Genomic DNA, 23049 nt, shown 5'->3' on the forward strand with positions numbered 1-23049 from the left:
ACCTCCTATATGTATACAAAAAAGCCCCTAGCACAAAATCTAGGGGCCTATGTCTTTACTTACCAGTACTGCCAAAGCCACCTACACGAATGCCGGTTGCGTCATCATTATTGGCAACTAAGTATTTTGAGAATATGCCTTGTGCCACGCGCTCGCCTCGTTCAATTTGAACAGTGTCCTGTCCAAAATTATATAAGGCAATCAAAATATGGCCTTCATTCTCTTCATTATTGTAATAATCGCTATCAATGATACCAGTGCTATTGGACAACATCAAATGACGTTTAATAGCCATGCTTGAGCGAATATGAATAGCCAAGTATTCATCAAAGTTCATGAATGCTTTTAAACCAGTTGGAACAAGTTTCATTTCACCTGGTTCGATAGTAACAGCTTCTGCACATTCAATATCATAGCCAGCACTTTCCGTTGTTTTTCTTCTTGGTAATGCTATATCCTTATCTTCAAACGCAGATACAACCTCAAATCCACGAATATCCATCTAACGACTCCTCTTTCAAAAGCAGATTTCTTAATGTGGCGCAATCAAAGGACTGCACCATTAACTTAAGTATACATGGTCTATATTATTTTAAGCAATCCTTGCGAGACAAATTGATTCGACCTTGTTTGTCGATTTCAATAACTTTAACCATAATTTCATCGCCTACATTGACTACATCTTCTACATTTTCAACGCGTTCTTTTGCAAGCTTGGAAATATGAACTAAACCTTCTTTGCCAGGAAGTACTTCAACAAAAGCACCAAAGTTCATCAAACGAGTCACTTTACCTAAGTATACTTCGCCTACTTCTACTTCTTTAGTTAAATTTGTAATAATTTCAATGGCGCGGTTCGCAGATGCCTCTTCAACAGCGGCAATAGATACTGTGCCATCATCTTCAATATCAATTTTCGCACCAGTCTCTTCAATAATGCCACGAATGACTTTACCGCCTTGACCGATAACATCTCGAATTTTATCTGGGTCAATCTTAATTGTAATAATGCGTGGTGCCCAAGGTGACATATGGCCACGAGGTGCATCAATAACTTCAAGCATTTTACCCATAATATGCATACGACCTTTATGAGCTTGTGCCAAAGCCTCTTCTAAAATAGCGCGGGATAAGCCAGAGATTTTAATATCCATCTGAATCGCTGTTACACCCTTAGCTGTACCAGCTACTTTAAAGTCCATATCCCCAAGAGCATCTTCCATACCTTGAATATCAGTTAAGATAGTATAATGATCCCCTTGCGTTACAAGCCCCATCGCAATACCAGCTACAGGAGCTTTAATTGGCACACCTGCATCCATCAAGGACAAGGTGCTACCACATACGCTGGCCATAGAGCTAGAACCATTAGATTCTAATACTTCAGACACTAGACGCATAGCGTAAGGGAACTCAGCTTCAGTAGGAAGCACAGCTAATAAAGCGCGTTCTGCTAAAGCACCATGACCAATTTCACGACGTCCTGGACCACGGGAGGAGCGAGTTTCCCCTACAGAATAGGATGGGAAATTGTAGTGATGAATATAGCGTTTTTCTGTTTCAATACCAATACCATCAATGGTTTGTTTTTCAGATAATGGCGCTAAGGTACAGATATTTAATACCTGTGTTTGACCACGAGTAAATAAGCCAGAACCATGTGTACGAGGCAACATGCCAACGCGCACAGAGATTGGACGCACTTCATCAAGTTGACGACCATCTGGACGAATTTTTTCTACAGTGATCATATGACGTACGATTTCTTTTACCATTTTTTCTAAAGTGAGTTTTACATCACCTAAGTTTTCAGGGTAAATTTCTTCGAAATGAGCCAATACATCTTCAAATACTTCAGCTTGTTGCGCATCACGTTGTTGTTTATCAGCGCAGCGAACAGCTTTATCTAAAGCATCATGAGCATACGCATGTACAGCGTCAGACACTTCTTGGTCAATTTCATGCACTGGGAATTCACGTTTTGCTAGGCCAGCTTTAGCTACCATATCTTCTTGGAACGCTACAATAGTTTTAATTTCATCATGGGCGCGCATAATTGCTTCTAGCAATACATCTTCGGATACTTCTTGAGCGCCACCTTCAACCATTAAAATAGCATCTTTAGTACCAGCTACTACAACATTTAAGTCTGTTTCTTCTAATTGAGCTACAGTTGGATTGATAACGAATTCACCATTAACGCGGCCAATGCGAACACCAGCAATAGGACCAGCCCATGGAATATCAGATAAAGCAAGCGCTGCAGACGCACCAATCATGCCACAAATTTCAGGTGCATTATCTTGATCTACAGATAATACAGTAGCTACTACATGCACTTCATTGCGGCAGCCCTTATCAAATAATGGGCGAATCGGACGGTCAATTAAACGGCTATGAAGAATAGCAGATTCTGGTGGCTTTGCTTCACGTTTAATAAAGCCCCCTGGAATGCGACCTACGGAGTACATTTTTTCTTCGTAGTCTACAGTCAATGGGAAGAAGTCAATATCCTTGGCTTCCTTAGATGCTGTAGCGGTTACAAGCACCACTGTATCACCATAACGAACTAAGGCAGAGCCACTCGCTTGTTTCGCTAGCTCTCCCGTTTCAATTGTCAATGTACGACCCGCTAGGTCCATTTGGAATTGTTCCATTCCGATTCCTCCTCTGAATCAATCTGTCTTTAAATTTTTCACATCTCTCTTATTTTAATAGATTCACCTAGAAATTGAAAGTCTTTTTCTAGGAAAAACCTATATTTTTCTAATTGAGACTCTATTCTACTTATAATATTCATTTCCCATATAAGAAAAAAGCGGCCGAAGCCGCTTTTTAAGTTACGTGTTAAATTATTTACGTAAGTTTAATTTTTCAAGAATTGCACGGTAACGTTCAATATCTTTACGACGTAAGTAGTCAAGCATGTTACGACGTTGACCTACTAATTTTAAAAGACCACGACGGGAATGATGATCCTTTTTATGTTCTTTTAAATGCTCAGTTAAGTAAACGATACGATTAGTTAAAATCGCGATTTGAACTTCTGGAGATCCAGTGTCTCCTTCATGAGTAGCAAATTCTTTAATGATTGCTAATTTAGCTTCTGTTGTTAACATGTGTATGTCCTCCTAAAAATAAAATACTCGCTAAGCCAAAGTAAACGTTGGAGACTCGTATACTTCGCCTGCGTCCTGTGCGTTAAGCACCTTTAAAAGTATACTATACTTCACACTGCTTGTAAAGGCCTATTCTAGCTTAATTAACCCAATGCCATACGGTCGCTAACAGTTTCCCCAGCTACTTCAAAACGCTCTAGTAAATCAGCAACTGTAAGCTTTGCCTTCTCTTCATCGCGCACATCAAAAATAATGCGCCCATTATTCATCATAATAAGACGATTGCCGAAGCGAAGCGCATCGCGCATATTATGAGTAATCATAAGAGTTGTTAGATTATATTCTTTTACTAACTTGTCCGTTAAGGATAATACATTTTCAGCTGTTTTAGGATCTAAAGCTGCCGTATGTTCATCTAGTAACAAAAGCTCTGGGCGCAACATAGTAGCCATCAATAAAGTAATGGATTGACGTTGCCCACCACTTAAGAGCCCCATACGAGCAGATAAACGATTTTCTAGACCTAAACCTAATAAAGAAAGACGTTCTTTGAATAATTCTCGTTCTTTAGGTACGAAGGCCCACTTCAAGCCCATGGATTTACCACGGCGCAAAGCTAAGAGAAGGTTTTCCTCAATTTGCATATTCCCTGCTGTGCCGAGCATAGGATCTTGGAATACGCGACCAATAAAGGCCGCTCGTTTATATTCAGGCATTTTAGTAATATCTGTGTCATTGATAGTAATACTGCCAGAGTCCACTGGAAATACGCCAGCAATAGAATTTAACAACGTGCTCTTGCCAGCCCCATTGCCGCCAATAACAGTCGTAAAATCGCCAGATTCAAGACGTAAATTCACGCCATGGAGAGCCGTTTTTTCATTGACCGTGCCTTTAAAGAATGTTTTTACTAAATCTTTTACTTCTAACATGGTGGTCCCTCCTTATCGACTCTGCCATTTAGCTTTTAACGTTGGCAAAGCCAATGCAATGGCTACAAGAATGGCAGTGAATAGTTTTAAATCATTTGGTGGCATACCTAAGTACAGCACTACAGCAATTACTATGCGATACACCACGGAACCGAGCACCACGGCTGTAAGATTTTGCACGAAAGAACGTGTACCAAATAAAACTTCCCCAATGATTACAGAAGCCAAACCAATAACGATAGTCCCTACGCCCATGCCTACATCTGCATAGCCATTACCTTGAGCGACTAAGGCCCCAGCAATAGCTACAAAAGCATTAGATAAGGCTAAACCAATTAAAATCATCGTATCTGTATTCACACCTTGAGCGCGAATCATTTGTGGATTTACACCAGTGGCACGGATGGCAGCGCCAATTTCTGTACCAAAGAACCAGAATAAAAATAGACCTGCTAACACAGCCCCTAATAAGCCTACGATAGTTAACGCCCAAGTAGGTGCCAAGTGAATTTTTTCTAAATATGTATAAATAGTGTCCATGCGCAATAAAGACACATTAGCCTTACCCATAACATGTAGATTAATAGAATACAAGGCAATCATAGTTAAAATACCAGCTAGCAAAGCAGGAATCTTTAACTTCGTATGCACTAAACCAGTTATCACACCTGCCAGCACGCCCCCAATGGCAGCACCTACGATGGAAAGCACTGGATTAAATCCATTGACAATTAAAGTAACCGAAATAGCAGCCCCTAAAGGGAAAGTACCTTCCACTGTTAAATCAGCAATATCTAATACTCTAAACGTAATAAATACGCCAATCGCTAATAATGACCACAATAAGCCCTGGCCTAATGTGGAAATAATTAAATTCTCCATAACACCCTCCATATGATTTGCAAAAAGAAAAGGACCGAAGCCCTTTTCTCTTGTTTATCTTATTTATTTGCTTCCTTTAATACATCAGCAGGAATCGTAATGCCAAGCTTTTTAGCTTGTTCTTCGTTGACTACAAGTTTGAAATTTGTCTGTGCTTCAATTGGCATGTCACCAACTTTAGATTCTCCAGATAAGATTTTCGCCCCCATTACACCTGCTTGGAAGCCTAATTGATAGTAATCTACAGAGTAAGTAGCTAAACCACCTGTTTTAATTAGATTATCTTCGCCTGGGAATACAGGAATCTTAGCTGAATCTGTAATCTTAACTAAGTTAGGCATAGAGGATGCCACAATATTGTCAGTTGGTACATAAATAGCTACAACGCCTTGAGATACAAGATTTTGAGCTGCTTGTTGTACATCATTTACATTGGATACAGTGGCCTCTACCACTTCAATGCCTTTTTCTTTTGCATGTTTCTTCATGCGTTCAGCTTGAAGCTGGGAGTTAATTTCATTAGTACTGTATAAAATGCCAATCTTTTTAGCTTCTGGCAAAATAGTTGCAATTAAATCCACTTGCTGTTCCACTGGATTCATATCTGTTGTACCACTTACATTGCCACCTGGTTTTTCATTGCTTTCAACCAATTTAGCCGTTACATAGTCAGTGATGGCTGTACCTAAAATAGGAATATCACGACTTGCATTAGCCATTGATTGTGCTGCCGGTGTGGCAATGGCAAGTACTAAATCTTCACGTTCAGACACGAAGCGTTGGGCAATACTATTTAAGTTAGATTGATCGCCCTGTGCATTTTGCTGATCGATTTTTACATTATCTTTAAAACCTTTGGATGCTAATCCATCTACAAAGCCTTTATTTGCCGCGTCAAGGGCAGGATGTTCTACAAGCTGTACAATCCCTACTTTATAGGTTTTGTCGCCACCACTGCTAGAATCACTACCACAACCAGCCACTAAGCCTACTACCATCAATGCTGCCAATGCAACTACTACACGCTTTTTCCACATCATAAAAAGCTCCCTTCTACTATACTACATTTATCCATCTACACGGGATATTTAATACTACACATTATAGCTTTTTTCTAATTACATTTCAATAGATGGATTGCAATTCACATATTTTTTAATTGCAATTCTCTATCTCACTTAATGCATATTCTTATTTTAAAAAGCCATTACGCTGTAATGCTTCTTCCCATTCTGCTTCTTTAAAGCCAACTAATACAGTATCTGGCAAAATCAAAATAGGACGCTTTACTAACATACCATTACTAGCTAATAAGGCTAATTTTTCCTCTTCACTTAAGCTTGGCAATTTATCCTTAATGTTTTCACTGCGATATACTTGACCAGATGTATTAAAAAAGGCTTTTATTTCTTTGCCGCTTTTAGGCAACCATGCACCTAGTTCTTCAGCGGTTGGATTTTCTTCCTTAATATTACGAGCTTCAAATTCTATATTGTGTTTTGTTAAATAAGACTTGGCCTTCTTGCATGTAGAACAAGTTGGATACTCTACTAATAACATAGTCCACCTCCGACTTATGGCTTACTACTTACATAAAAATATTTACATATATTGTTTACAATAAGATTCACTATCGTAAAATCAATTACCGAGCGGCTTTCAAACTTAGTGCCATCTCTTCAGTTAACCCATTGGCTGCTAAAACATAAGTTTTTAAATTGCCCCGTTCTAAAGCCAGTTTCATGACGGGCACTTCAAAGGGATCTAATAGAACGGACATAAGACATGAACCATCATTAACATATCCAGCAATGGCTTCGCCCATTTTAGGGTCTAAGGTTTCCCTTTTTACTATAGAGCAAAACTCTTCCATCATACCTTTCACAGCTTCGGCACAAAGCTCTCGGTCTGATTTATATTGTTCAGCCTTGTCTACTTCAATATCATAAATATCAACCTTTACAGTTTGCTTAGACTGAGACATTATTTTAAATCCTCACCCTTAGTCTGTAAAAAGGCTACATAGCATTTTTTAGCTTCATAAATATCGGCTTTACTTGTTACTTCCCAAGGCGCATGCATGCTGAGTACCGCTACACCACAGTCAATAACATTCATGCCGTATAGAGCCATGATATAAGCAATCGTACCGCCCCCACCAAGGTCTACGCGGCCAAGCTCTGCCGTTTGGAAGAATACTTTGTTTTCATCCATAACACGGCGAATAAAGCTCATGTATTCAGCATTAGCATCATTAGAACCAGATTTACCACGAGCACCAGTGAATTTATTGAATACTACACCTTTACCCAAGAAGGCAGAGTTTTTAGTTTCAAATGCAGATGCATAAAGAGGATCAAAACCAGCGCTTACATCAGAAGACAACATACGGCTTCGTTCCAAAGTGCGGCGCACTGCTAATGGAGATGTTAAGCCCGCTGCTTCAAGAAGCTCAGCTACAACATTTTCAAACCAACGAGATTGCATACCTGTAGCACCTACAGAGCCAATTTCTTCTTTATCAACTAATAAAGTACAAGTAGTTCGTTCTACCTTATCAACTTCTAGCATAGCTGCTAAAGATGTGTAAGCACATACGCGGTCATCTTGGCCGTAAGCAATAATCATGCTGCGGTCAAAGCCCATTTCACGCGCTTTACCAGCTGGTACGATTTCAAGCTCTGCAGACAGTAAATCTTCTTCCGTAAAATTATATTCTTTTTCAAAAATATCATTTAAGAATTTACTTACCCCTTCTTTTAACTCCCCTTTAACAGGACGGCTACCGATGAGAAGGTCTAAGTTTTCACCTTCAATTACTTTAGCCGCTTTCTTTTCCATTTGTTCTTGCCCTAAATGTGGCAATAAATCTGTTACACAAAATACTGGATCAGTTTCTTTTTCGCCAATGGAAATAGGAATTACTGTGCCATCTTTCTTAACTACTACACCATGTAAAGCTAAAGGCATAGCCACCCATTGATATTTTTTAATGCCCCCATAATAATGAGTATCTAAGAAAGCTAGATTGTCTTTTTCATATAGTGGATTCTGTTTAACATCTAAACGTGGAGAGTCAATATGAGCCCCTAAAATGTTAAATCCATCTTCTAAATCTTCATTGCCAATATTAAATAAGGCAATAATTTTCTTCATATGCACTGCATATACTTTGTCGCCTGGTTTAATACTTTCTTTAGCAAGTAATACATCGCGAAGGTTTTTATATCCTTTAGCTTCTGCTTGACGAATCGTTTCATCAATACATTCGCGCTCAGTTTTACCTATATTTAAGAAATCCATGTACTCTTTACTTAACTGCTCCACAGCTTGTAAATCAGCTTCACTATAATCATGCCACGCATATTTGCGTTCCATAATAACACCATCCTTTATACAAAAATAAAATAATAATTTTTTAATATCAAATATCTACATTGAATATGTTAGCTTGTTATCACTTTGAAGTTGTTTTGATTTCAGCTTGCTCTCGTTCTTTTTGCTTTTGAGCTAACCGCTTTAAATAGGCCTCTTCTTTACGGCGATTCACTTCAGTACGCTCTTTATAGAGAGTATGTAGCTTTTCTGGCGCCTCTGTAAGCATTTTAGTTACATAAAAACGCAATATGCCACCTTTTCTCATCTGTTTGCCAATGCGCCAATGAACAGCAAATTCACCATGATGTGGGCAGCGGCCTAAGGATATAAATTTATCCCCTGACAAGCGCTGAATCTTTTTTAAATTAAGCAAGCTTTGACAATATGGACAATGCGCCTTATTAACGCGTCGATCATGAAAAACTTGCCGTTTATCCTGAAAGTTTTCATAAATAAAAAAGCTTAATTCATCAGGAAAATAGGCCGGTGCATATACTTTTTTTATAATCTCATCATATTGTTCAATTCCCTGTTTAAAGGGAATAGCCTTGCATATACGGCCTGTAAAAATTGAGTCATGTAGCGCATTATGAGCTGTCAGTTCATCACTGGAAATGCCAAGTTCTTCCATAGCTTTGACTAAGGCCACTTGCTTGGAGTCACCATGCACTAAATGAGCAAACAAAAGTTGAGCATCATACCATGGCCGTATGCCATGTGTTGTAAGGCCATGCAATTTTAAATTTTCTCGAAGCATGACGATATCGTCTGAGCCCCAAGTTAATAAAATAGAATCGTCTCCACACCAGCTTTCAAATTGCCTATAGGCCGTAGGAAAACTAAGTCCCATAGACAAGTCTTGCGCTGTAATATGCGTGAGCTCTTCTACATGCTTATGCATCTTAGTTAAATACTGTGGTTTGACCAACAAATTTAAGCTATCCACATGTTCTAATTCTTCATCTAGTTTGATAGCTCCAATTTGAATAATTTCCCCTGATACGGGAAGCCCCGTGCGCTTCATAAACCCAATATCATTGGCAAATGGTTGGTTCCACTCTAAATCAAAAATTATATAATTCATTATATGTCCTCATTACAGGTTTCTTGTAAGAGCGTCTGTGCTGCTTCAATTACAGCCTCTTTAGTTATGACACTAACACCTTTATATTTTCCTTCTTTAATAATTTGTTTCATGCTCTTGCCAATTTCATACTGATCCATTGATTCTAGCACAATACAATTATTCGTATAAGGTCCATAAAATTTAGGATTTGAAGGCCCATATAAAGCCACTAGTGGCACGCGCTGACTAACAGCTACATGCATAGGACCAGAATCATTTGTAATAAATAAATTACAATGGCGTATAGCAGCGGCTAGTTCGCCTAAGCCAAAGGCACCAGTAGCAACAATAGGCGTATGATTCATATGATTGACTACATCACGCACCATATCTACATCCATAGGCCCACCAAAGAATACTACCTTATAACCTTTTTGACAAAAGAAATCTGCCACCTCAGCAAATCGTTCCTTTGGCCAGCGTTTTTCTGGTACAGCGCTTCCTACATTAAACCCAATCAACGTATCAACATCGGATACGCCATGACTTTCATAAAAGTTTCGTACTGCTTCATCCCATTGCGAACAGCTATATATTTCTAAGCCTTTATTGGATATATCTTGTACACCTAATTGCTCCAATACATTGATATACATATCAGCAGCGTGACGAGTTTTTCTATCAAGCCTTGTATATTTTGACATAAAAGGTCTAAATAAAAAATGACTCATCTTTCTGGTGATTTCGTGTCCCTGTGCGTTGGTGGTTAGTATGCCGCGCCAATTTCATAGGCTAAGAAACTAGTGCGCTCATTAGGATGTAAGTTAATAACTATATCAACAGGTCTCCCTACAACGTTCTTAATCGATTTACCAATGCGACGTAAAGCACCTATACTATTATGACGGCCTTTTTTATCCACTGTAATAATCGTATCAATATTGGGATTATATTGCATAACTTCTTTTAGTTTTTCATCCATCACATATGTAATATGGCTATGTGGTGCCGCTTTTCTCAAAACATGCAAAAAAGGTGTAGTCAAAATGACATCGCCTAAATGCATCAAAAACGTAACCACAATATGTTTATGATCAAAATCCATAAAGTACTCCTCAATTCGTAGATAGTTCTAATATTGGCTTCACTTCGTCCATTACTTGATCTACAGTAATTTGAGCCATACATTCGGGATCATCAATTAAAGGCTCCTCTACAGTAGCTCTAGAAGTAGGCGATTTTATAATATGCACATAAGATCCCCCATAAGGACCGGTTCTATCTGGTGAAGTAGGGCCAAACAAAGCGATTAACGGCCGTTTCAAAGCATTTGCAATATGCAAAGGTCCCGTATCAGCACTAATATAAAGGGCACTATGCCCAATAAGTTCTATTAATTCCAGTAGATTAGTCTGCCCAATCATATTAACTACCTGTGAAGAGGTCGCCACGGACTTTATGGACTCGCCTTTACTAGCATCATTAGGAGCGCCAATTAAAACGACCGGCAAGCCTGCTTCACTTAATCGAGTAGCTAACTGTGCAAAATTCCCTATAGGCCACTCTTTTACAGCCCAACGCGCACCAGGTGCTACCACAATATAAGGATGATCCATAGAAAGACCTCGGGCCTCTAGTTTGGCTCGTACAGATTGAGCAGCCTCTTCAGAGCGACGTAAAGGGAATTCAATGGAATCAACTCGTCCGCCTAAAGCGCGCACTGTATCTAAATAGCGCTCAATAACATGTCCATATTGATTGGGTCCAACCAAGGCCTTATTAACTAATTTACTTCCTTCGCGGAGCTCCCAATAACCATATTTTTCTTTTGCCCCACTTAAAAAAGCTACAATGGCACTCTTAGCTAAGCATTGTAAGTCTAAACACATATCAAACTGGCGACTCTGAAGTTCACGGCGCAATTCGAGTAAATAAGAAATAGATTTTAATTTTTTCTTATTGATATACAGTACTTCATCAATATAAGGTTCACCCGGTAATACAGCACTGAATTGCTCATGAACTGCCCAAGTTATTTTAGCTTGTGGCCAATTTTGACGAATTGCATGTAAAGTAGGTAATGCATGAATGACATCGCCTAAAGAGCTCATTTTTATAATCAATATATTTTTATAGTCTTTCACGATGACCTCCTACTCTTTAGCCATTGTACTTTCATCAGTTAGTTCCTGGCGCTCTTTTAAAATGCGCTGCACTAAGGGCAATAGATTATCTTCTGTGTGTAAATACCCTTTCATGCCTGCCGCCTCAGCAGCCTTTACATCAGTCTCCTTGTCGCCAATTAAGAAACTTTTCGCCACATCTATTTCATAATCTTCACAGGCTTGTAATATCATACCTGGTTTTGGCTTGCGACAATCACAAGCTTTTGTATACTCTGGAACAAGGCCCTTTTCATGATGAGGACAATAATAAAAGGTTAAAATGGGGGCCCCCACCTTAGCTAATTGGTCCCCCATATACTGATGTAATGCCTGCACATCGGCTTCTGTATAATACCCACGAGCTACACCACTTTGATTGGTCACTACAATTAAATCATAACCTGCTTTAACAGCCAATGCTAACGCTTCCTTAGCACCAGGGAAAAAAGTTAAGTCTTCAATGCGATACAAATAATTTACATCTACATTAATGACACCATCGCGATCTAAAAACATAGCTTTTCTCACAAAGTACCTCCCACATCGTAATTTATATAAAAAAACTAATCTAATGGTTATGACATAAAACGCTATTAATACACAAAGCTCTATTAATACACTAGCAATGGCTAATATACTCGAAATGGTTAATTCACTAGTAACTTCACTAGTAGCTTTTCATACACTACTTATTAGCGCACATAGCCTTCATTGTGGTCTAATAGTTCACAATATTCTGCTACAGCATCTTCTAAATTAGTAAAGCCTTTATCGTAACCAACGCTCATAAGTTTTGTTGTATCAGCTTCAGTAAAGCTTTGATATTTTCCTTTTAAAACTTCTGGGAATGGAATATAGCGCAAAGAACCGGACCCATTGTATTTAATAACGGCATTCATAAAGCGATTAAAGCTCTTAGCTTCGCCCGTACCACAGTTAAAAATACCACTGATTTCTGGATGCTCCCAGAAGAAGAAGTTTACATTAACTACATCATTCACATAGATAAAATCGCGCACTTGCTCGCCATTGCCATAGCCATCAGTGCCTTCAAAAAGCGTAATTTCTCCAGTTTCACGAAGTTTATAGAACATTTGGCTCACTAAAGAGGCCATATTCCCCTTGTGATTTTCATTAGGACCAAAAACGTTAAAATAACGTAAGCCCACTACTTGAGATTGCAAATGCTTTTCAAAACGACGAAGATAGCGGTCGAAGAATAATTTTGAATACGCATAAGGATTCAAAGCTTCTTCGCAAGCGGGATCTTCTTTAAAACCATTTGTTCCATGACCATAGGTAGATGCCGATGATGCATAAATAAATGGCACACGACGCTCTTGGCAATAATGGAATAAATTCTTGGTTCCTTCAAAGTTATTTTTCATCATATAGCGACCATCGTAGTTCATTGTATCCGCACAAGCACCTTCATGGAAAATAACTTCAATAGGCCCTACATCAAAGCAATTATCGGCTACAGCTGCATCAAAGTCTTCACAGTCAATATAGTCATAGAAATCCAGCATCTGTAAGTTTTTAATTTTACTACCATCAGTTAAATCATCAACGATTAAAATATCATTGCGACCACGATTATTTAATTGCTTTACAATATTGCTGCCTATAAAGCCAGCCCCACCAGTTACGATAATCATAATAAGCCCTCCTGAACCAAGGATTTAATTTTTTCAATTATGCCCGTAGTAGAATATCCATCCTTAAATGGTAAAATCACTACTTTATCTACAAATTCACGGCCAATTACGTCCTCAGCCTTATAATCGCCACCTTTGACTAAAATATTTGGTCGCAATTGACTGAGGAGTTCACTTGGCGTATCTTCATTAAATATTACTACTCCATCTACAAAGCCTAGAGCACGCATTAAATCAGCGCGAGCGTCCTCATTATTAATAGGGCGTGCTGCTCCTTTTAGACGTTTTACAGAAGCATCAGAATTAAGCCCCACAATTAAATGGTCCCCTAATTTAGCAGCATCGCGTAAATACGATATATGACCACTATGTAAAATGTCAAAGCAACCATTAGTAAATACAACGGTAGCCCCTTCATTTTGCCATTGACGAACCTTTTGTGCCATGTCCTGAGCCGTACATGTTGTCATAGTTTCTGAGTTTCGTTCCCGAATATGTTGCCACAAATCGAGAAGCTCTTGACGATGAATAGGATAAGTCCCTATTTTAGACACTACAACTCCGGCTGCTGCATTGGCTACATGAAGAGTAGCTCTCACTGTAAGCCCTGCTGCCATAGCCGTTAAAATCATGGCCACTACGGTATCACCAGCACCACTTACATCAAATACTTCCTGTTGCGTAGCTGGATTATGCCACACTTGACCAGTTTTACTTACTACCGTAATCCCCTTGGCAGAGCGAGTAGCCACGACATAGTCAAAGGCAATATCCTTTAACACCTGTCCTGCCGCCTCTACAATACCTGCATCTGTATTGGCAAGCTCACGGCCTACACATTCACCTAACTCTTTTACATTAGGAGTAATGAAGGTAGCCCCTGCATATTTGGTCCAATCAGACCCCTTAGGATCTACAATCGTCTTAATTCCCTTTGATTTAGCAAACTCAATAACTGACTTCAATAAGGCTGGTGTGCACACGCCCTTGCCATAATCGGATATGACAATACCGTCTAAGCCTTCTGCACTAATTGATTCAAGCCAAGACAAGAAAAAGGCTTCTTCTTGCTCTTCAATTAATTTAGGCTCCTCAAAATCTAAACGCAACATCTGTTGACGGCCACCAATAATACGCATTTTAGTCGTTGTTTGTCGCGTCTCACTGTGCAGTATGCCACTTTGATCAATATGTTTTTCTTTTAACATAGTACTTAAAATAGCACCATGTGCATCGGCACCCGCTATGCCACCTAAGTACACCTGACAATCAAGGCCAGCTAAATTGGCAGCCACATTGGCCGCCCCACCTAATACTTCGCGCACTTCTTCCACGCGATTGACTGGCACAGGCGCTTCTGGAGAAATTCGGCCCACTTCGCCAAACACATAGCGGTCCACCATAATATCACCAATAACAGCTACACGCATTTCTGGCAATTTTTGAATTAAAAAGTCATTTATGGTTTTACTAATCATAGTATAAAATCAATACCCTTCTTCAATGAGTTCGCAAATAATATGGCCAATTAAAATATGCATCTCCTGAATGCGTGCTGTTACCTTAGAAGGAATGGCCAATGTAATATCACAGAGCTCGCGCATTTTGCCGCCACCTTCACCAGTAAAGCCTATGGTATGAAGCCCCATAGTTCTAGCTAGTTCTACCGCCTTAACTACATTGCCACTATTACCGGAAGTAGAGATGCCAATGAGTACATCCCCTACACGGCCTAGACCAGCCACTTGACGCTTAAAAATTTCATCATAGCCATAGTCATTGCCTACAGCGGTCAAAATAGAAGTATCTGTAGTCAAGGCAATTGCTGGCATGGAAACGCGCTCTTTTTGAAATCGGCCCACTAATTCAGCCGCTAAATGTTGCGAATCAGCAGCTGAACCACCATTGCCACAAAATAAAATTTTATTGCCATTTGCCAACGCCATCTTGCAGCGCTCTGCAATTTCTTCAATGCACTCCATTTGCTCCATGGTGCGACCAAATACGTCTAAATGGTCTTGAAAGCGCTCCGCAATGAGTGGATTGACAGATTGTCCCTCGTTCATATATCTCCTCTATTATTAGATTTAAATCATACTATTAAATCATAAATAAACTATTGCAAAATCTCCTTAAATACGCGTTCTGCATTAGCTCTAAAGAGCTTATCTAAATCAGCTTCACTTAAGCCAGCCGCTTTAAAGGCCTCATATAAGCGCGGCATTTGACTTGCATCTTCTATTTCAGTAGCCGGATTAATACCATCAAAGTCTGTACCTAAGGCAACTACATCGGCGCCACCTTTTTCATAAATATATAAACCATGGCGCACAATATCTTCAATTAAACTGATTTTTGATGTGCCTAAGAATGTATTGGCAAAATTTAAACCAATCACTCCGCCTTTATTGGCAATTAAACGAATTTCTTCATCTGTCAGATTTCGGCGATGATTTTTTAAGGCCCGCGCATTGGAATGCGACGCTATAAATGGTTTCTTTAAAATCTCACCCAATTGGAATGTTCCTGCGTCATTTAAATGTGAGCAGTCTACAATCATGCCTAATTCTTCCATATATTCTACAAATTCAATGCCTTTAGCTGTAAGCTTCTTACCTTCATGAAGCTCCCCTTGTGGAAACGTTAAGCCATTAGGAAAATTCCAGCTAATCGTAATGAGGCGCACGCCATCATCATAGGCTTTCTTTAATTTACCTAAGTCGCCATCAAAAACCCCGGCCTCTTCCACAGATAAAAGAGCCGCCAATTTACCTTTTTTCTTAATAGCTAAAAAGTCCTCATAAGAGCGTACGAGCTCAATATGCTCCTTATACTTAGCCATTTGCTCATTAAATACTTGTAGCATAGCTTCATAGCGAGCATAAGGATCTTTTTCCTGGTCCAATTGCACAAATAGGGCAAAGTCTTGTAATTCATAGCCACCTTTTTTTAATTTTTGAATGTCTATTTTCCAAGGATTTTCCCATAAATCGCCACTATTGGGATGGTCAATTAACTGCATAATGGTATCGCAATGAAGATCTATCATTTTTCTGCCTCATGCTTTCTTAAATCTTCCAGTACTGCTACAAAGGCCTGCACATCATCAAAATTACGATATACAGAGGCAAAGCGAACATAGGCCACTTCATCAATGTCCTTTAATTCAGCGAGTACTAAATCTCCAATTTCAGAAGAGTTAATCTCTTGCTTAGCTCGATTGCGAATCTCATCTTCTACATTTTTTACTACATTCTCTAAGGTTTCACGAGGAATGTTTCGTTTATTACAGGACCGTAATAAACCATTGAGGAGTTTACTCCGATCAAACATCTCATAATCGCCACCAGATTTGATAACCATAATAGGCACATCCTCGATTACTTCATAGGTAGTAAAACGGCGACCGCAAGATAAACATTCACGACGGCGACGAATGCTATTCCCATCATCAGTGGCACGGGAGTCTGTTACTTTATTTTCTGTATGCTTGCAGTACGGACATCTCATAAGTACACCTCAATTCTAAAAGTATATATTTTTATTTTATTAAATAACTTGCATTTAATGTATCTATAGCAGTTATATAGGAGTCTAACATATCATACCGCTTTCGGTACATATTGCGCTTATGTGTTTTCATCTCATCATAAGTCTTTCGCTCTTCTTCTAACGGAATGCGATAAAAACGACTATCTTCTGGGCAAACAGTGCCACCTAACTCCTGCCAAAATGGATCAAACTTCACCTTTTTTGAGCGGTTAATACGAATTAAATGACTATTGGTATAAAAGCCCTCATCAGATACGGCATATAAGGATTGAATCCCCATAGCTTTAGTGAGTTGACGCATTAAAAAGAATATAAAATTCTTCGGTCTGTATCCATGCATTTTCTTAGTGATTTTTTTAGCTGCATCAAGACCATCTTTATAGCCTTGAATCGTACCAATCCATATACATGGTTCACCATTAAATCCATGACCTAGTCTAAAGTTAATATGATATAAGCCTTTGTCTTCATAACGGAAAAATAAACTTAAAAAGCCCTCTTTCCGTTGCCCTGTATCAAACCAAATGTCTCCATGTAAACCCAGTTCTTCATCCGACCAAATTTCTACAGCCTTACTACGGTCATTATTATACATTGCTTGTATGGCTGGAACAGAAAAATACTTAGGCAACATAGTGAAATGATCTTTTAATGCATCTAAACGTTCCTGGGCCGACGAATTTTTATATAAGAATACGCGATTAATAACTTCATGAATACCTTCATGACGTTTTAATAAATTAGGTAAAATCGTATACCCTTTAAAAAAATTTCGTAATCCCACGACTTGCTTACGATTCTTATAGGAGCGACCTACAAAAAGAGTAATTCGCCGTTTTTGACGCCAATTACCATTTCCATAAATATCTTTGCCTAATGACCACTGTCTTTTCCCATAAGAAAACATAAAACCAAAACTCCTCACTTGCACTACTTCATACTTCTAAAACCCATTCTTAAAAAAGGGTTTCTTATATATTTTAACACGAATTTAAGAAAATAACTATCAACTAAGCTATATTTCAAAATAGAAAAACTGTCTCCCTTTATATGTTTTCAATCATATAAAAACGAAGACAGTTTGTTACTTTATACTTCTTCAGCAGCTATAGCTGCTTCTGCTTCTTTAATAATAGAATCAATTGTAATACTAGCCAGTTTATCCTCTAAGGCCTTTTGAATATCTACGAGATGATGATCTAAGGCTACATGAATATTGCGCCCCACCGGGCAATCCTTAGCTGGATTTTCATGAAAACTAAAAAGCTGTCCATTATCTAGCGATTCTACTGCATTAAATATATCCAATAAAGTAATCTCTGTTGGACATTTTGCAATAGAAATACCTGAACTTCCCTGCTTAGAATTAACAAGACCTTTAGCTTTTAACATGAGCACAATATTGCGAATGATAACAGGATTTACATTAATACTACCTGCTAAAAATTTGCTCGTAACTTTATAATTTTTTTCTGCAATAGCAATACAAGTAAAAATATGTACGGCAATAGTAAAACGGCTTGAGATTTGCAAATAAATGACCCCCTTAATTATAATCTATACACTTGTATAAAACATTCTTAGCTTTACTATGCCCCTAACAACTACACCTAATCAGCATAAGTAGAACTCTACACATAAGAGCTTATACTTCTATACCTCTGTATTAATCTTATTATAAGTTGAAATAACAATTATTACAAGAAATATTTAAATAAAAAGCTGTAATCCCTAGAGTAAGTTATCTTAATCAATTAACTACCTGCTCAATTACAGCTCTTATTTTTATTCAATTATATTACATTACTTTTATAATCTTATACAACAGATTATACTATGTATTCTTAACGTTCTATGGGTTCTTAGCTTTCTATGCTTTCTTGCGGCTTTTTCTGATTAATAGAGCCACTACAACAACAAATAGAACCGCGCCAATTTTAATAGCTAGTTGATAGCCATCAATATAAGGAATTAATAATGGGTCTTCTACAATCATTTCCCCTGAAACCCAACCCAATAAAGAGCCGCCAGCCCATAAAATGAGCGGATAACGTTCAATAACTTTGGCAAATATAGCTGACCCAAAAATAAGAAGTGGCACAGTAATTAACATGCCCACAATGACAAATTCCAAATGGCCACCTGCGGCAGCTACAACGCCAAGAACATTATCAATACTCATCATTGCATCGGCCATAATAATGGTAATGATGGCCCCGCGAAGGGAATCTTTACTTTCAATATTAGCGTCTTCCTCATCACCTTTTAGTAAGTGAATGGAAATCCAAAGAAGTACTAAACCGCCAATTAAGTGAAGGGCTGGAATTAAAGATAAAGCTTCCATCAAAATGGTAGCAAATAAAAAGCGCAACGCAATCGCACCGAATGTGCCCCACAAAATAGCACGCTTTTGCAATTCTGGTCTTAATTTACTAACTGCCATGCCAATAACAACTGCATTATCACCAGCTAGTAAGATATCCACCACAATAATTTTACCTATGGCAATCCACGTAGCTAATTCTAAAAATTCCATACAACAATCCATCTCCTCACATATACGATTAGAACTCAAAGACGATTTAGATCTTAAGTCATTGTTACATTATAGACCTTTCTCAGTTTTTTCTCTACTATAAGTGGCAGATTCTTTATATTTAAATTTTTTATTCCGATGATGAATTAGAAAGTTTATTTATTACTTAAGTTTAATTGGCTTATTTACTTATTCTTTGGCATTACGTACTAACTTACTTTTCTTTGCTTATTTTTAGCTACGTGATAATTTACTTTTATTCCAAATTTATTGTCTAACTTAATTATACTTCTTTATCTTCAGCTGCTATTTTACAAAATATCGATTTGATTTTTTCATAGGGATATGGTGCTTCCTTAGGATGTGCTTTAAACACATTAACAACCATACCTTCTGTAGGCGTATTGTCTGGTCCTAAAGGGGCACTTACAGTATCACCGGCTTGTATAATTTCATCATTACATAGATATGTATAATCCTGCCCTGCAAAAGGAAATCGTACCATACAAAATTGCACGTCCCTATCAGGCATAGGTCGATACTCATAAAGTTTCTCATGTACAATATGTCCCAATTTTATCTTAGACCCTACAATCCCCTCTAAAATGGAAACAAAATCAGGCCATTCTGGTGGCAAACCAAGTCGGTGAAATTCCCCAGTACAAAAGAATTCTTTGCCAGATTTACTGCGCACTCGCAAACTATAGGTACGTTCTTGACCTTCCACCTGCATATACTTACCAGGCTGTGGCATGGTAAAAAAATCTAAAGAGTCAATTTCTTCTAAGAGCTCATGTACCAAAACTCGATTCTTTATTGATATAAGGCCCGTATCCTCTTCCTTAAAATAAATACTGGCTGGCTTAAGGGGCTCTTGTTTTGTCTCATAAATAACTTCCATATCCTTGCGACTTATGGATAGCGATTCAGTATAACAAGATGCATCGCTAGACTTAGAAATATATTTTAAATCTAATGATTCAATCACATCAGGGGCACCATCAAAAAGTAGCAAATTATCATAACCAATAAGCTCTCGCAGTGCTTGAGATACGGTGGCACCATATAGTACAGGCTGTGGCACTACAGGTAAAGAGCCACTAATTTGCCGATGTGACTTATCGTCCTTAACTAAGTCAATCCTCCATTGGCCGGAACTTAAATCTGCTATGCCTTCACGATGATGATTTATAAAATAAGCAATTACATAAAAAATAAGCTGTGTTCGTTCTTTAGATAATGAAAGCTCTACTATATGATTACGTTCCACATCAAAATCAGCTGATTCAGAAACACTTTGGATCTCCACTAAACCATTACGATGTATGCGTAACCACTGTTCCTTAACAATTTTCCATCGCCCACCTAAAGGTTGCGCCTCTTTATCTGTTGCATCAGCTAGATCTCGCTCTATATCAGTTCGCGAAACTTTTACCCCATCTCGTTCTTCTACATACCAAGGCCAGGTAGGCGTTTCATAGGGTAAAAAGCTATCTAAGTTGCTATAAACATCAATATATCCAACGGTCTCATCCCATAAAATACTGGAGCCATCATCTAATTCAACGAGCCAATTATAGGGCTCTAGACCAAGATTCTTATTAAACTCTTCAATTTGTAATTCTTCTGTCACACATACCACTCTCCACTTGCCACTGTATGGCATTGTCCGCCTACTTTAATAGTCCAAGAACCATTTTCTAATAATGCATTTACATGAAGCACAGACTTACGCCCCATATCTTCGCCTTGAATAACTGTATACGCTACCTGTGAACTACAGAAATAATTATGCTTAATAATATAAGCTGCTAAATCACCATTAGCACTTCCTGTAGCAGGATCCTCTACAAAATCTTCCATTAAACAACGAGCTGCCAGCGTATTTTCATCTTCTTTTACAAAGAATAAATGATTACAATAACATGCTGGATGCTTTTTCACATAGGCATTAAATAATTCTTTCTCCATGTGTAATTTTGTTAAACTAGCACGCGACGCTAAGGGAATTAAAACAGCTTCTAAGCCTGTACTTGCCCACTGAATAGGAAATTCTGGATCTATGTCATCTTCAGTTAAGCCAAAAATGGGCGCTAATTCAGCTTTGTCAATGTATTCACCAAAGGTTGGTGGATTTTGACTCATAGTTAAAGTAGTGTCTTGAATAGATACGGGAATTTGACCAACCTTTAAATTTAACTTTACTTCCTTCGTATCCTTAGGTTCAAATTCAGTGCGTAAAATATGAGCTGTTCCCAAGGTAGGATGACCAGCAAAAGGAACTTCCCCTACATTCGGTGTCCAAATTCTTACATCATAGCCCCCATTAGCTTGCTTGTCAGATAGTATGAAGGTAGTCTCAGAGAAATTTATCTCTTTGGCAATAGCTTGTTGTTCTTCATCGGTGAGAATTCTATCTGTTTTTACAACTAATAATTGATTCCCCTCATACTTAGCATCAGCAAAACAATCTACAATATAAAATTTCATCATATCCCCCCTTTATATACCTGAAAATTTAAAACAAAAAATAAATTAAAAGACTAAAACTAAAAATGTAATCGCCACAGCTAAACTATACATTTATAACTTACTAGTTTTTATATGCTTCATATTTTTTAATTTACTATTTTTTATTTGCTTCATATATGTTATATGTTTTATATGCTTTATATGCTTTCAGTATAAGAGAATAGCCCTTCTTTGTCTATTAGGTAAATCAAAAAAGGGACCAATTGGTCCCTTTTCATATATAGCAGCGATATATAATCGCTAGCGAAAACTTTAACTTCCTTATCCTTATTTAAAGTCCTTCATAACATCTGCTAATAGCTTATAGGAATAAGCCTGTGCATCTTGATCGTAAATCAAACTTTGCGCCATTAACTCATCAAATGGTGCACGACTATGCAACTCAGCTAATTGTTGCTTCGCCGTCTCAGGGCTACCTACAATAGTAACCGATGTCATTTGGTTAACCACTGCTTTTTCACGATATACAACATCTTCTGTTTTAAAGGCAATAGGTCCAAAATGAGGTGCAATTTTAGCTTCGACATAATGATCCCATACTTCGTCATCAGAATCTTTAGGTGGCAATAAGCCTTCTTGACTGCCTGTTACAATACCTAAGAAGCTCTGTGTCTGAGTCGTCGCCAATCGCTTTGCTTCCTCATCGGTATCCGCTAAAATAGCATTGGCACATAAAATAACATAAGGTTCAATTAGATAATTAGATGGTTCAAAATTATGGCGATAAATTTTAATCGCTGACTCCATCATAGCCGGTGCAAAATGAGCCGCAAATACATAAGGCAAGCCTAAGTGAGCCGCTAAGTAAGCACTATCAGTACTAGAGCCTAAAATATAAAACGGTATATCTAAGCCCGCTGCTGGATATGCATGTACACCATTAGTATCATCAAAATAACCGCGCAATTCTTTTAATTCACTAGCAAAATCAGAATATAAATTATCTGTACGACGAAGTGCTCGTGCTGTTTGTTGGTCTGTACCTGGTGCACGACCTAAGCCTAAGTCTACACGATTAGGATATAAGGCTTCCAAGGTCCCATACTGTTCTGCTACAAGGTAAGGACTATGATTAGGAAGCATTACGCCGCCAGAACCAACGCGAATCGTCTCCGTGTTAGCCAAGGTTCTCTGAATTAATAACTGAGTAGCACTACTAGCCAATCGTTTCATATTATGATGCTCAGCAATCCAGTAACGACTATATCCATAACGCTCCGTGCGCTATG

The 23049-nt window shown here is 38.3% G+C and carries 22 protein-coding genes and 2 pseudogenes; all 24 read right to left on the bottom strand.

The features are described from left to right. Positions 1-55 precede the first annotated feature (55 nt). Positions 56-502 carry a dUTP diphosphatase gene (dut, locus tag QZR90_RS03960; RefSeq protein ID WP_295789019.1) on the bottom strand — a complete coding sequence of 149 codons (447 nt, stop codon included), beginning with the start codon at positions 500-502 and terminating at the stop codon, positions 56-58. A gap of 85 nt (positions 503-587) precedes the next feature. Further along, on the bottom strand, positions 588-2657 hold the full coding sequence (locus tag QZR90_RS03965) for a polyribonucleotide nucleotidyltransferase (protein WP_295789021.1): 2070 nt from the start codon (positions 2655-2657) through the stop codon (positions 588-590). A gap of 195 nt (positions 2658-2852) precedes the next feature. Then, complete coding sequence (gene rpsO / locus QZR90_RS03970) at positions 2853-3119, bottom strand: 30S ribosomal protein S15 (RefSeq protein ID WP_295789023.1); 267 nt, start codon at positions 3117-3119, stop codon at positions 2853-2855. A 143-nt stretch (positions 3120-3262) separates the two neighbouring features. Further along, positions 3263-4051 carry an ABC transporter ATP-binding protein gene (locus tag QZR90_RS03975; RefSeq protein ID WP_295789025.1) on the bottom strand — a complete coding sequence of 263 codons (789 nt, stop codon included), beginning with the start codon at positions 4049-4051 and terminating at the stop codon, positions 3263-3265. A 12-nt stretch (positions 4052-4063) separates the two neighbouring features. Beyond that, positions 4064-4933, bottom strand: coding sequence for an ABC transporter permease (locus QZR90_RS03980; RefSeq protein ID WP_295789027.1), 870 nt, complete (start codon positions 4931-4933; stop codon positions 4064-4066). 59 nt (positions 4934-4992) lie between these two features. Next, on the bottom strand, positions 4993-5973 hold the full coding sequence (locus QZR90_RS03985; RefSeq protein ID WP_295789029.1) for an ABC transporter substrate-binding protein: 981 nt from the start codon (positions 5971-5973) through the stop codon (positions 4993-4995). Positions 5974-6124: 151 nt separating this feature from the next. Continuing rightward, on the bottom strand, positions 6125-6493 hold the full coding sequence (locus tag QZR90_RS03990) for an arsenate reductase family protein (protein WP_295789031.1): 369 nt from the start codon (positions 6491-6493) through the stop codon (positions 6125-6127). 85 nt (positions 6494-6578) lie between these two features. Continuing rightward, positions 6579-6917 (bottom strand): hypothetical protein, encoded by a 339-nt coding sequence (locus QZR90_RS03995; RefSeq protein ID WP_295789032.1) that lies wholly within the window; start codon positions 6915-6917, stop codon positions 6579-6581. Further along, positions 6917-8311, bottom strand: a complete 1395-nt coding sequence (locus tag QZR90_RS04000) for an aminopeptidase (RefSeq protein WP_295789035.1) — start codon at positions 8309-8311, stop codon at positions 6917-6919. The genes QZR90_RS03995 and QZR90_RS04000 overlap by 1 nt, the downstream gene beginning before the upstream one ends. Before the next feature lie 79 nt (positions 8312-8390). Then, positions 8391-9395 carry a 3'-5' exonuclease gene (locus QZR90_RS04005; protein ID WP_295789037.1) on the bottom strand — a complete coding sequence of 335 codons (1005 nt, stop codon included), beginning with the start codon at positions 9393-9395 and terminating at the stop codon, positions 8391-8393. Next, positions 9395-10482 (bottom strand): annotated as a pseudogene (locus QZR90_RS04010) (glycosyltransferase family 9 protein). Before QZR90_RS04010 ends, QZR90_RS04005 begins: the two are co-directional and overlap by 1 nt. 10 nt (positions 10483-10492) lie before the next feature. Continuing rightward, positions 10493-11521 (bottom strand): lipopolysaccharide heptosyltransferase II, encoded by a 1029-nt coding sequence (waaF, locus tag QZR90_RS04015; protein WP_295789039.1) that lies wholly within the window; start codon positions 11519-11521, stop codon positions 10493-10495. Positions 11522-11530: 9 nt separating this feature from the next. Beyond that, positions 11531-12070 (bottom strand): HAD family hydrolase, encoded by a 540-nt coding sequence (locus QZR90_RS04020; protein ID WP_295789043.1) that lies wholly within the window; start codon positions 12068-12070, stop codon positions 11531-11533. A gap of 164 nt (positions 12071-12234) precedes the next feature. Next, positions 12235-13200 carry an ADP-glyceromanno-heptose 6-epimerase gene (gene rfaD / locus QZR90_RS04025; RefSeq protein WP_295789045.1) on the bottom strand — a complete coding sequence of 322 codons (966 nt, stop codon included), beginning with the start codon at positions 13198-13200 and terminating at the stop codon, positions 12235-12237. Continuing rightward, positions 13197-14678 carry a D-glycero-beta-D-manno-heptose-7-phosphate kinase gene (gene rfaE1, locus QZR90_RS04030; RefSeq protein ID WP_295789047.1) on the bottom strand — a complete coding sequence of 494 codons (1482 nt, stop codon included), beginning with the start codon at positions 14676-14678 and terminating at the stop codon, positions 13197-13199. Before rfaE1 ends, rfaD begins: the two co-directional genes overlap by 4 nt. A 9-nt stretch (positions 14679-14687) precedes the next feature. Then, positions 14688-15266, bottom strand: coding sequence for a D-sedoheptulose 7-phosphate isomerase (gene gmhA / locus QZR90_RS04035; RefSeq protein ID WP_295789048.1), 579 nt, complete (start codon positions 15264-15266; stop codon positions 14688-14690). Between the two features lie 50 nt (positions 15267-15316). Next, entirely contained in the window at positions 15317-16249 is a 933-nt protein-coding gene (locus tag QZR90_RS04040; protein ID WP_295789050.1) for a dipeptidase, read from the bottom strand. After that, the gene (gene nrdR, locus QZR90_RS04045) at positions 16246-16710 is read right to left on the bottom strand and encodes a transcriptional regulator NrdR (RefSeq protein ID WP_295789053.1); all 465 of its coding nucleotides are present in this window, start codon (positions 16708-16710) and stop codon (positions 16246-16248) included. Before nrdR ends, QZR90_RS04040 begins: the two co-directional genes overlap by 4 nt. A 31-nt stretch (positions 16711-16741) precedes the next feature. Next, positions 16742-17659, bottom strand: a complete 918-nt coding sequence (locus QZR90_RS04050) for a DUF535 family protein (protein ID WP_295789054.1) — start codon at positions 17657-17659, stop codon at positions 16742-16744. A 182-nt stretch (positions 17660-17841) separates the two neighbouring features. Further along, positions 17842-18285 carry an Rrf2 family transcriptional regulator gene (locus QZR90_RS04055; RefSeq protein WP_295789055.1) on the bottom strand — a complete coding sequence of 148 codons (444 nt, stop codon included), beginning with the start codon at positions 18283-18285 and terminating at the stop codon, positions 17842-17844. A gap of 337 nt (positions 18286-18622) precedes the next feature. Then, positions 18623-19288, bottom strand: coding sequence for a TerC family protein (locus QZR90_RS04060; RefSeq protein WP_295789056.1), 666 nt, complete (start codon positions 19286-19288; stop codon positions 18623-18625). Positions 19289-19571: 283 nt separating this feature from the next. Further along, the gene (locus QZR90_RS04065) at positions 19572-20921 is read right to left on the bottom strand and encodes a hypothetical protein (protein WP_295789057.1); all 1350 of its coding nucleotides are present in this window, start codon (positions 20919-20921) and stop codon (positions 19572-19574) included. After that, entirely contained in the window at positions 20918-21778 is an 861-nt protein-coding gene (locus QZR90_RS04070) for a PhzF family phenazine biosynthesis protein (RefSeq protein ID WP_295789059.1), read from the bottom strand. The genes QZR90_RS04065 and QZR90_RS04070 overlap by 4 nt, the downstream gene beginning before the upstream one ends. Before the next feature lie 309 nt (positions 21779-22087). Next, positions 22088-23029 (bottom strand): annotated as a pseudogene (locus tag QZR90_RS04075) (LLM class flavin-dependent oxidoreductase); the annotation flags it as partial. Between the last annotated feature and the right edge of the window lie 20 nt (positions 23030-23049).

It is taken from the genome of uncultured Veillonella sp., assembly GCF_900545795.1.
GTDB lineage: Bacteria > Bacillota > Negativicutes > Veillonellales > Veillonellaceae > Veillonella_A.

Coding starts and splice junctions, on each gene's coding strand:
- dut (WP_295789019.1), bottom strand. CDS start 502: ATGGATATTCGTGGATTTGAGGTTGTATCTGCGTTTGAAGATAAGGAT.
- QZR90_RS03965 (WP_295789021.1), bottom strand. CDS start 2,657: ATGGAACAATTCCAAATGGACCTAGCGGGTCGTACATTGACAATTGAA.
- rpsO (WP_295789023.1), bottom strand. CDS start 3,119: ATGTTAACAACAGAAGCTAAATTAGCAATCATTAAAGAATTTGCTACT.
- QZR90_RS03975 (WP_295789025.1), bottom strand. CDS start 4,051: ATGTTAGAAGTAAAAGATTTAGTAAAAACATTCTTTAAAGGCACGGTC.
- QZR90_RS03980 (WP_295789027.1), bottom strand. CDS start 4,933: ATGGAGAATTTAATTATTTCCACATTAGGCCAGGGCTTATTGTGGTCA.
- QZR90_RS03985 (WP_295789029.1), bottom strand. CDS start 5,973: ATGATGTGGAAAAAGCGTGTAGTAGTTGCATTGGCAGCATTGATGGTA.
- QZR90_RS03990 (WP_295789031.1), bottom strand. CDS start 6,493: ATGTTATTAGTAGAGTATCCAACTTGTTCTACATGCAAGAAGGCCAAG.
- QZR90_RS03995 (WP_295789032.1), bottom strand. CDS start 6,917: ATGTCTCAGTCTAAGCAAACTGTAAAGGTTGATATTTATGATATTGAA.
- QZR90_RS04000 (WP_295789035.1), bottom strand. CDS start 8,311: ATGGAACGCAAATATGCGTGGCATGATTATAGTGAAGCTGATTTACAA.
- QZR90_RS04005 (WP_295789037.1), bottom strand. CDS start 9,395: ATGAATTATATAATTTTTGATTTAGAGTGGAACCAACCATTTGCCAAT.
- rfaD (WP_295789045.1), bottom strand. CDS start 13,200: ATGATTATCGTAACTGGTGGGGCTGGCTTTATAGGCAGCAATATTGTA.
- rfaE1 (WP_295789047.1), bottom strand. CDS start 14,678: ATGATTAGTAAAACCATAAATGACTTTTTAATTCAAAAATTGCCAGAA.
- gmhA (WP_295789048.1), bottom strand. CDS start 15,266: ATGAACGAGGGACAATCTGTCAATCCACTCATTGCGGAGCGCTTTCAA.
- QZR90_RS04040 (WP_295789050.1), bottom strand. CDS start 16,249: ATGATAGATCTTCATTGCGATACCATTATGCAGTTAATTGACCATCCC.
- nrdR (WP_295789053.1), bottom strand. CDS start 16,710: ATGAGATGTCCGTACTGCAAGCATACAGAAAATAAAGTAACAGACTCC.
- QZR90_RS04050 (WP_295789054.1), bottom strand. CDS start 17,659: ATGTTTTCTTATGGGAAAAGACAGTGGTCATTAGGCAAAGATATTTAT.
- QZR90_RS04060 (WP_295789056.1), bottom strand. CDS start 19,288: ATGGAATTTTTAGAATTAGCTACGTGGATTGCCATAGGTAAAATTATT.
- QZR90_RS04070 (WP_295789059.1), bottom strand. CDS start 21,778: ATGAAATTTTATATTGTAGATTGTTTTGCTGATGCTAAGTATGAGGGG.